The sequence below is a fragment of the Herbaspirillum autotrophicum genome, from assembly GCF_001189915.1.
In the GTDB taxonomy this organism is placed as follows: Bacteria; Pseudomonadota; Gammaproteobacteria; order Burkholderiales; family Burkholderiaceae_D; genus Herbaspirillum; species Herbaspirillum autotrophicum.
The window spans coordinates 148903-158096 of sequence record NZ_LFLS01000009.1; the positions used below are offsets into that span (position 1 = coordinate 148903).

A 9194-nucleotide genomic window follows, 5' to 3' on the forward strand; every position below is an offset into this window, starting at 1 on the left:
TTTTTGCTGGCGGATGATCACTTTTTGCAACCTCACGTTACCCCCTCTGTAGACATCCATATTTGAGGGAGTAACCGACATGCATCAGCGTTTCTCATTGCAACCCCGCGTTCTGGTGGTTGCGGTCTCGGCGGCGTGCGCCGTTTTCTGTGCACAGCCGGTGTTGGCGCAGACCACATCAGCGACATCTGCCAGCAGCGCCGCAGCGGCGCGCCAGTATCAACTGGCGGCCGGGCCCCTCGGTGTGACGCTGACGCAGATCGCGCAGCAAAGCGAGCAGGCCATTGCCGTCGATCCGGAACTGGTGCGGGGTCGTCAGGCACCTGCCATCACTGGCACTTTCACCGCCGAGCAAGCGGTGCGACAAGCCATCGGCAACAGCGACCTGCAATTGTTGCAAACGGCCAATGGCACGCTGACCCTCAGGCGCAGTGAGGCCGGCAGCGGCGCAGCGGCGGGGGCCAGCCTGCCATTGATCAGTGTCACCGGCGTGCGCGAAACCGAGCGCGCGACCGGTCCGGTCGGTGGCTATGTGGCGCGCCGCAGTGCTTCCAGCACCAAGACCGATACGCCGATTCTGGAAACGCCGCAATCGATCAGCGTCGTCACCCGTGAAGAAATCCGCGACCGCGGTGCGAATGGGATTGATGAGGCATTGGCCTATACCGCCGGCGTGATGGCTGCCGGTTATGGCAATGATCCGCGTTCGGACTGGCTGCTGGTGCGCGGTTTCGTACCGACCCGTTTCCTCGACGGCCTGGCGCTGCCGGTCGGTTCTTACGTCACCGAGAGCCGTTTTGAACCGTATGGCCTGGAACGGCTGGAAGTGTTGAAAGGCCCATCCTCCGGCTTGTATGGACAGGTGCCGCCGGGCGGCATGGTCAGCATGATCAGCAAACGTCCGACCGATGAACCCTTGCATGAAATTGAAGTGCAGGTCGGCACTTACGGCCAGAAACAAGTCGCTGTTGATCTGTCTGGTCCGGTCAATGACGACAAGACCGTGCTGTATCGCCTGACCGCGCTGGTACGTGACAGCGATGCGCAGGTCGATCAGGTCAAGGACAAGCGTTACTTCATTGCCCCCAGCGTCACCTTGCGCCCGAATGCCGATACCGATATCACGTTCCTGGCGCGCTTCCAGAAAGCCGACACCAACGGCATCGGCAGCGCCAGTTTCTTGCCCGGAGCCGGCACCCGTGATTACAATCCTTACGGCCAGATTTCGCGCCATCTGAACACCGGCGAGCCGGGCTATGACTACTATCGCAAGGATATGGCGTCGCTCGGTTATGCGTTCGAACATCGCTTCAACGACACGCTGACTTTCCGCCAAAATCTGCGTTACAGCGAAACCAGTCTGGATCACAGCGCAGTCTATGGTTGCGGCTTGAGCGCAGATTTCCGTACCCTTAAACGCTGTCTGTTCCCGGTCAGTGAAAAAGCCAACAGTCTGACCCTCGATAATCAGTTGGAAGCCAGGCTGACTACCGGCCCGGTGCGACATACCTTGCTGGCAGGTGCGGATTACAGTGCGCTGAAGGATGACTATTCTTCCGCATATAGTTCGACCATGCCGACATTGGATATCTTCAACCCGGTGTATGGCGCAAAAATTGTCACGCCGGCATTCACCAATCATACGATTACGAAACAAAAGCAATTCGGGCTGTATCTGCAAGACCAGATCAAGCTCGATCAGTGGATTCTGACCGCCAGTACCCGCCATGACTGGGTGCGCAGCAAGACCGATGACGTTATTACACCGTCAAAAAGCACGTCGCAAAACGATCAGGCATTTTCGGGGCGGCTCGGCTTGAATTATGTATTTGATTCCGGCATCAGCCCCTACATTGCCTATTCGCGTTCGTTTCAGGCTAACGGCGGCATCGATTTTTCCGGCACCGCACTGAAACCGACCACTGCCAATCAGACCGAAGCCGGCATCAAGTATCAGCCGCCGGGCACCACCAATCTGGTGACATTGGCGTTGTATGACCTGACCCAAAACAATAGCGTGACGATGGACCCGGCTACGTTTCAGAATGTCCAGATTGGCCAGACCCGGGTCCGTGGCGTGGAATTGGAAGGCAAGACGTCACCGTTGCCAGGACTGCGTTTGATGGCTTCGTATGCGTACACCAATTCACGCATTCTGGTCAGTGCCAATCCGGCCGAAGTCAACCGGCCAATACCGCTGGTGCCGAAACAGCAGGCAACCGCAGGTGCGGATTATGTGATCCAGTCGGGACCGTTGGCGCGTTTGGGCTTCGGCGGTGCAGTACGTTATGTCGGCAACCATGTCGGTTACAACAAAGTGGATAGCTCGGAAACCGCTGGTTACCTGCTGTTCGATGCGTCGCTGCGTTACACCATCGAACGTTGGACTCTGCAACTCAACGCCATGAACTTGCTGGACAAGCGTTACGTGTCCGCTTGCGACAATGCAAATTCTTGTTATTACGGAAACGCACGTACCGTCAATCTGACCGCACGTTATGAATGGTAGTGCGCAGTGGCGGGAATAATCAGCATGAGGCATAAGGCATGAACAATGCTGTATTCAAGCGCTGGCATGTAGTGCACACCTGGACCAGTCTGATTTGCACGGCATTTCTGTTGTTGCTGTGCGTGACCGGTTTGCCGTTGATTTTTCATCATGAAATCGATCACGCGCTCGGCAATGCGGTCGAAGCGCCGCCGATGCCGGCGGCGACGCCGCATGTCGCGCTCGACGAACTGGCGCGGCAAGCCCGTGCACGCCGTGCCGGCGAGGTGATTCAGTATCTGATCTGGGAGCGTGACGAGCCGGACAGCGCCATGCTGGTCATGGCGCCACGGCCGGATACGCATCCCGACGCCACGCAAACGCTGGTGTCGGATGTGCGTACCGGTCAGGTGCTGGGACAGCCGCCATCGCGCACGCTGACCTTTGTCTTGCTCAAGCTGCACACCGACATGTTCGCCGGTTTGCCGGGCAAGCTGTTTCTTGGCTTCATGGGCCTGCTGTTTCTGGCGTCGGTCATCTCCGGCGTGGTGGTGTACGGGCCGCTGATGCGCAAGCTTGATTTCGGCGAGGTGCGCGCCGATCGCGGTCGCCGTATTCGCTGGCTCGATCTGCATAATCTGCTCGGTATTGCGACCTTGGTCTGGGTGCTGGTGGTCGGCTTTACCGGTGTGATCAGCACGCTGGCCGATGTCGTGTTGCAAGCCTGGCGCAATGACCAGTTGGCGGAAATGGTGGCGGCCTACAAAGACAGTCCGGTGGTATTGCCGCAAGCCTCGCTGGATCTGGCGGCGCGCAATGCCAAAGCTGCGGCGCCGGGTATGGAGCCTTCGTTCATCGCCTTTCCCGGCACCAATTTTTCCAGTGCGCATCATTACGCCTTCTTCATGCGCGGCGATACGCCATTGACTGCCAATCTGCTCAAACCGGTGCTGGTCGATGCGGTGACCGGCGTGGTGACCGACAGTCGCGATTTGCCGTGGTACGTGAGTGCGATCCTGATCGCCAAGCCGTTGCACTTTGGCGATTACGCCGGATTGCCGCTCAAGCTGCTGTGGGCAGTGCTGGATGTGCTGGCCATCATCGTGCTCGGCAGCGGCTTGTATCTGTGGCTGGCGCGCCGCAAGGGACGCCGCGAGCGGCTGCGTCATCTGGCCGACAGCGCGATGGTGAAATGACATTGCACCAATCTGGTTCGGCCGCATCGCCGCCAGCTTGCAATACGGACAAGTCCGGCGCCGTGGCGGGCAGATAGTAACTGTACGCATTTTATCCATGGCGCACGCGCGGCTATGCATGAAATGAGTTCTATAATCTGTACATGTTCATTCCAAGCTTTTCTTCCCGGTTGCGCGTGCTGCCCCAGCATCAATTGCTGGCGCGGCTGTTCTGGATGCGCTGTCTGGCGCTGACAGTGCAATTGCTGCTGATTGTCGCCGCCGTCTTCTGGATCGGGCTGGATCTGCCGTTGCCGGCGCTGCTGTCGGTGGTCGGCGTGCAATGCCTGATCAATGCATTTACCTGGTGGCGCATGCGCAATGTGCGCCCGGCGCCGGACTTCGAACTATGGCTGCAATTGCTGGCCGATGTCACTGCGCTGACGGCGTTACTGTATTTCGCCGGCGGCGCTACCAATCCCTTCGTTTCCTTTTACCTGCCGGCACTGGCGGTGGCGGCGGCGATTCTGCCGGGGCGTTATGCCTTTGCGCTGGCGCTGTATTCGCTGGCCGGGTATTCGGCGCTGACCTACTTTTATCAACCCTTGCATATCCACGATCACGATCAGGCCATGGCTTACCATCTGGCCGGCATGTGGCTCAATTTCGTGGTATCGGCGGCGCTGATTACCTGGTTCGTCACGCGCATGTCGGCCACGGTGCGGGAACACAGTGCGCAACTGGCGCTGGCGCGCGAACAGCAATTGCAAGGTGAGCGGATCGTCGCGCTCGGCACGCAGGCTGCCAGTGCCGCGCATGAAATGAGTACGCCGCTGTCGACGGTGGCGGTGATTGCCGGTGAGTTGCGCGTGGAAGCCAGTCGCAATGCGGCGCTGGCCATGCATCGGGAAGATCTGGCGATTGTCGAAGAACAGATCGCCGCCTGCAAGACGGCGCTGGATCGCATGAGCATGCATATCCAGCCGGCCGCCAGTACTGCGCGTATCGCACTGGCGGCATGGCTCAAGAGTCTGGTCGATGGCTGGCGCCTGCGCCATCCGGCGACTGTGGTCAAAACCATCTTGTCAGCCGATACTGCCTGGATTGCCGAACAGCAAATCGTCAGCCAGATATTGCTGACCTTGCTCGATAATGCCGCGCAAACAGGCGGCCGGGTTGAAGTCCGGCTCAGCGTGACGGCCCAGCAAGCGGTGATTGAAGTCAATGACAACGGCGCCGGCATCGATGCCGGCTTGCTCAAGCGCCTTGGTTACGAACCGGTGCGCAGCCATACCGGCGGCAAGGGTATCGGCCTGATGCTGGCCTTCGCCAGCGCGCGCCAGATCGGCGCCAGGATCGTCCTGAGTTCGACGCCGCCGAACGGCACGCGAGTGCAATTGACACTGCCATTGACGCCGGGAGCACGCCCATGAGCGCCGCGATTCTGATTCTTGATGACAATGAAGTGTTCGCCGGCACGCTGGCGCGTTCCCTGACGCGGCGCGGCTTCACCGCGACCGTGGCACTGAACGGCGATGATGCGCTGGCGGCGGCACGCAGTACCGCTTTCGATTACGCCACGATTGATTTGCAGTTGGCGCAGGATTCCGGTCTGCAATGGATCAGTCCCTTGCGTCAGGCCTTGCCGCGTGCGCGCTTGCTGGTGCTGACCGGCTACGCCAGCATCGCCACCACGGTACAGGCCATCAAGGCCGGTGCCGATAATTATCTGGCCAAGCCGGCCAATGTCGATTCGATCCTGTCGGCGCTGCAACACGGGGCCGAGGCCGAAGAGGGCGCCGCAGTCGCCGGCGCGGCAATGGCCAGCAGCGCCAGTCATACCGAACCGCTGTCAGTCGAACGTCTGGAGTGGGAACACATCCAGCGCGTGCTGGCCGAACATGACGGTAATGTATCGTCGACGGCGCGCGCGCTCAACATGCACCGCCGTACCCTGCAACGCAAACTGGGCAAGCGGCCGGTGGCGCGCTAGTTCGCCGCCCATTCTCGTCCTTTGCCGCCCGTCTGCGGTATGCTTCAATGATGATGTCCGGCAAGGGCCTTGAGCAATTCAGCCTTGTTCATGCCGGAGCGGCCGGCAATCTTTTTGGTGCGGGCTTCCTGATACAGTTGGGCATAAGTGCGGCCCTGCGCACCGCTGTGCGAGTGCAGACCGCCGCGTCGCGACGGCGACATGTCGTTGAGGGAGGTGGCGCTGGCAGTGTTGGCTTCGCCTTGTTGAGCGCGCACCTTGTTGACGGTACGGCCGGCAATCTCGGCGGCGCGCCGGGGCGGTACGCCGCGTTGCTCTTCGCTTTTCCGGATATGCTCGAATTGACGCCGGCGTTTGGCGCTGGTGGCAGACTGTCGCATGACGTTTCCTTTCGTGGCAGAGTAGCAACAGGTACATTTGTTTGTGCACTTGCTGGAGTGAACTTGCACGTTCTCATGATGGCTTGCCGGCAAGAAAAAAGGTAGCCGGCATTTTCCGATAATCCTGTAGGAAATGCTGCCGGCAGCATGACAGGCAGGGGTGCCGGGTGTGGGCGGGCGTTTTCTCCCGTACAATATCGGTCCTATGTATATCGATTCTCACTGTCACATCAATTTCCCCGACCTGGCTGCGCGCTTGCCCGAGATTTTCGGCAAGATGACTGAAAACAAAGTCAGTCATGCGCTGTGCGTATCGGTGGATTTGCCTGATTTTCCGCAAGTGCTGGCGCTGGCGGAGCAATATCCCAATGTCTATGCTTCGGTCGGCGTGCATCCCGATTATGAAGACACGCCGGAACCGACGGTTGAGCAGTTGGTGGCGCTGGCGGATCATCCGCGCATCGTCGCCATCGGTGAAACCGGCCTTGATTATTTTCGTCTGCAAGGTGATCTCGCATGGCAGCGCGAACGCTTTCGCGTGCATATCCGCGCCTCGCGTGCGACCGGTAAACCACTGATCATTCATACCCGCTCGGCCTCGGAAGATACCTTGCGCATCATGCTGGAAGAGGGCGCGAATCCGGAAGCCGGTGGCGTCGGCGGCGTCATGCACTGCTTTACGGAATCGCAGGAAGTGGCCGATGCGGCCATCGCCCTCGGTTTCTACATTTCCTTTTCCGGCATCGTGACTTTCAAAAGCGCCAAGGACATCCAGGCCGTGGCGCGCACCATTCCGCTGGAACGCATGCTGATCGAAACCGACTCGCCCTATCTGGCGCCGGTACCGTTTCGCGGCAAAACCAACGAACCCGGGCTGGTACGTCATGTAGCGGAATACATCGCCGATCTGCGCGGGATTCCGGTGGCGGAAGTGGCGCGGGTCACCACTGACAATTTCTTCCGACTGTTCAAGATCGCGCGGTGATATCGATGAACGCCATTCTGTCCCGCCGGCTGGTCGCTGCCGGCCGTCGTACCCGGCGCTGGCTCGGGCTGCTGTTGCTGCTGCCGGCATTGGCGCTGGCCGGTTCTTACGATGACTATTTCGAAGCCATCCACATGGATGATGCCCGCGTATTGCGGCAACTGTTGCAACGCGGACTGAGTCCCAACATGGTGGAGGCGCAGCGCGGTTATAACGGCATGATGCTGGCCCTGCGCGAAGATTCGATGAGCGTGTTTACGGTGCTGTTCAATACCCCCGGCGTGGATCTTGAAGCGCATGCCAAAAATGGCGATACGGTATTGATGCTGGCCGCTTTCCATGGCTATCCGGCAGTCGTCAGGGAGTTGCTGGCGCGCGAAGTGGAAGTCAATGGTCCCGGCTGGACCGCCTTGCATTACGCGGCAATCAACGGCAATCCGCAAAGCATCAAAGCCTTGCTGGATGCCTCGGCCTATATCGATGCCGAATCGCCGGAAGGCAAGATGACGCCGATCATGCTGGCGGCAGTACGCGGTCGTGTCGGCGCGGTCAAATTGTTGCGCGAAGAGGGGGCTGACATCAGTCTCAAAAACAGCGATGGCCTGACGGCACTGGATCTGGCCAGGCGAGCGCATCAGGATGAAGTGATCGAGATATTGAGCGCACCGGCGCCATAGTGCGCAGCGGCGGCAATGCAGGCAAAAAAAATCCCGTAACGTGCACTGACGTTACGGGATTTTTTATTGTGCGCTGCGGGCCGGGCCTGCCCGGGATTGGCGAAAACGCAATGACGATCAGCGACGAATCAGAATCTGCGGGCCGACATCCTTGATATCCTTGGTGCCGGTCAACGCCATGCTGACATCGAGTTCTTTTTGCAGGATCTGCAGCATCTTGGTCACGCCTTGTTCGCCCATGGCGCCCAGACTGTACAGGAAGGCGCGGCCGATCATGCTGCCCTTGGCGCCGAGCGCGGTGGCTTTCAGAATATCCTGACCGGTGCGGATGCCGCCATCGAACCAGACTTCAATCTTGTCGCCGACGGCTTCGGCAATCGCCGGCAACGCTTCAATCGACGACATTGCTCCGTCCAGCTGACGGCCGCCGTGATTGCTGACCACCAGTGCATCGGCCCCGGTGGTGGCGGCGATCTTGGCGTCCTCGACATCCAGAATACCCTTCAGGATCAGCTTGCCGCCCCATTGCTCTTTGATCCATGCGACGTCATCCCAGTTCAGGGTCGGGTCGAACTGGCTGGCGGTCCATTGGCTCAGGGTTTGAATGCCGCTGCCGCCACCGGTGATGTGGCCGGCCAGATTGCCGAAGGTTTTGCGGCCGGTGAGGGCGCGCAAGGCCCAGCCCGGTTTGCTGGCCAGATCGAGCAGGGTGTCGAGCGTCAGCTTGGGCGGCACTGACATGCCGTTCTTCAGATCCTTGTGGCGCTGGCCGAGGATTTGCAAGTCGAGCGTCAGCACCAGCGCCGAGCACTTGGCAGCCTTGGCGCGATCAATCATCGATTTGACGAAGCCGCGGTCGCGCATCACATATAACTGAAACCAGAATGGCTTGGTGGTGACGCTGGCGACATCTTCGATCGAGCAGATGCTCATGGTCGACAGCGTGAACGGGATACCGAATTTTTCTGCCGCCATCGCGCCCAGCATTTCGCCGTTGGCCCATTGCATGCCGGTCAGGCCGGTCGGCGCAATCGCTACCGGCATGGTGACATCGTGGCCGATCATGGTGGTGCGGGTGCTGCGCTCGTCAACATTGATCGCTACGCGCTGGCGCAGCTTGATGGCGGCCAGGTCATCGGTATTGGCGCGATACGTGCTCTCGGTATAGGAGCCGCTGTCGGCATAGTCGTAAAACGCTTTCGGGACCCGTTTCTTGGCCAGAATACGTAAATCTTCGACACAGGTGATGACAGGCATGTAAATTCTCCAGGAAAAGCCGATAAAAGATGCCGTATCGTAGGACAAAAGGGCAAATCCGTGGGGGAATTCGTTTCAGGCGTCGGTGAATTTTTTTAATTCGGCAGCCGCAGCGTCAGCCGGATGGCAGCGCCGCTTTTACAGCAACGCCGCTGCTGCCACGCCACTGCGTATGGCGGCTTCCAGCGTGGCCGGATAGTCGCCGGCGGTATAGTCGCCGGCCAGCAGCACGTCGGGCA

At 59.6% G+C, this 9194-nt stretch carries 9 protein-coding genes; 6 read left to right on the forward strand and 3 right to left on the reverse strand.

The window, feature by feature from the left end:
- The first annotated feature begins 79 nt into the window (after positions 1-79).
- The 4 genes from AKL27_RS09640 (at position 80) to AKL27_RS09655 (ending at position 5656) form a co-directional block, all read left to right on the forward strand.
- On the forward strand, positions 80-2509 hold the full coding sequence (locus tag AKL27_RS09640) for a TonB-dependent siderophore receptor (RefSeq protein ID WP_083438958.1): 2430 nt from the start codon (positions 80-82) through the stop codon (positions 2507-2509).
- Positions 2510-2547: 38 nt separating this feature from the next.
- A complete protein-coding gene (locus AKL27_RS09645; RefSeq protein WP_050462589.1) occupies positions 2548-3684 on the forward strand; it encodes a PepSY-associated TM helix domain-containing protein in 1137 nt (378 codons plus the stop codon).
- A gap of 143 nt (positions 3685-3827) precedes the next feature.
- Complete coding sequence (locus AKL27_RS09650; protein WP_050462590.1) at positions 3828-5096, forward strand: ATP-binding protein; 1269 nt, start codon at positions 3828-3830, stop codon at positions 5094-5096.
- Positions 5093-5656, forward strand: a complete 564-nt coding sequence (locus AKL27_RS09655) for a response regulator transcription factor (RefSeq protein ID WP_050462591.1) — start codon at positions 5093-5095, stop codon at positions 5654-5656. The genes AKL27_RS09650 and AKL27_RS09655 overlap by 4 nt, the downstream gene beginning before the upstream one ends.
- 44 nt (positions 5657-5700) lie before the next feature.
- Here the strand turns inward: AKL27_RS09655 and AKL27_RS09660 are convergent, their stop codons facing one another.
- Positions 5701-6036 (reverse strand): hypothetical protein, encoded by a 336-nt coding sequence (locus AKL27_RS09660; protein ID WP_050462592.1) that lies wholly within the window; start codon positions 6034-6036, stop codon positions 5701-5703.
- A gap of 205 nt (positions 6037-6241) precedes the next feature.
- On the opposite strand from AKL27_RS09660, the gene AKL27_RS09665 reads away from it, so the two are divergent.
- The gene (locus AKL27_RS09665; protein WP_050462593.1) at positions 6242-7021 is read left to right on the forward strand and encodes a TatD family hydrolase; all 780 of its coding nucleotides are present in this window, start codon (positions 6242-6244) and stop codon (positions 7019-7021) included.
- 5 nt (positions 7022-7026) lie between these two features.
- Complete coding sequence (locus tag AKL27_RS09670) at positions 7027-7698, forward strand: ankyrin repeat domain-containing protein (protein ID WP_050462594.1); 672 nt, start codon at positions 7027-7029, stop codon at positions 7696-7698.
- Positions 7699-7815: 117 nt separating this feature from the next.
- On the opposite strand, the gene AKL27_RS09675 is transcribed toward AKL27_RS09670, so the two are convergent.
- Positions 7816-8955, reverse strand: coding sequence for an alpha-hydroxy acid oxidase (locus tag AKL27_RS09675; protein WP_050462595.1), 1140 nt, complete (start codon positions 8953-8955; stop codon positions 7816-7818).
- A gap of 138 nt (positions 8956-9093) precedes the next feature.
- Positions 9094-9194, reverse strand: a 101-nt coding sequence (locus AKL27_RS27680) for an FAD-dependent oxidoreductase (RefSeq protein WP_157056869.1), incomplete at its 5' end; no start/stop codon positions are given.

Excerpts from the sequence above, each read along its gene's own strand:
- AKL27_RS09640 (WP_083438958.1), top strand. The coding sequence starts at position 80 with ATGCATCAGCGTTTCTCATTGCAACCCCGCGTTCTGGTGGTTGCGGTC.
- AKL27_RS09645 (WP_050462589.1), top strand. The coding sequence starts at position 2,548 with ATGAACAATGCTGTATTCAAGCGCTGGCATGTAGTGCACACCTGGACC.
- AKL27_RS09650 (WP_050462590.1), top strand. The coding sequence starts at position 3,828 with ATGTTCATTCCAAGCTTTTCTTCCCGGTTGCGCGTGCTGCCCCAGCAT.
- AKL27_RS09655 (WP_050462591.1), top strand. The coding sequence starts at position 5,093 with ATGAGCGCCGCGATTCTGATTCTTGATGACAATGAAGTGTTCGCCGGC.
- AKL27_RS09660 (WP_050462592.1), bottom strand. The coding sequence starts at position 6,036 with ATGCGACAGTCTGCCACCAGCGCCAAACGCCGGCGTCAATTCGAGCAT.
- AKL27_RS09665 (WP_050462593.1), top strand. The coding sequence starts at position 6,242 with ATGTATATCGATTCTCACTGTCACATCAATTTCCCCGACCTGGCTGCG.
- AKL27_RS09670 (WP_050462594.1), top strand. The coding sequence starts at position 7,027 with ATGAACGCCATTCTGTCCCGCCGGCTGGTCGCTGCCGGCCGTCGTACC.
- AKL27_RS09675 (WP_050462595.1), bottom strand. The coding sequence starts at position 8,955 with ATGCCTGTCATCACCTGTGTCGAAGATTTACGTATTCTGGCCAAGAAA.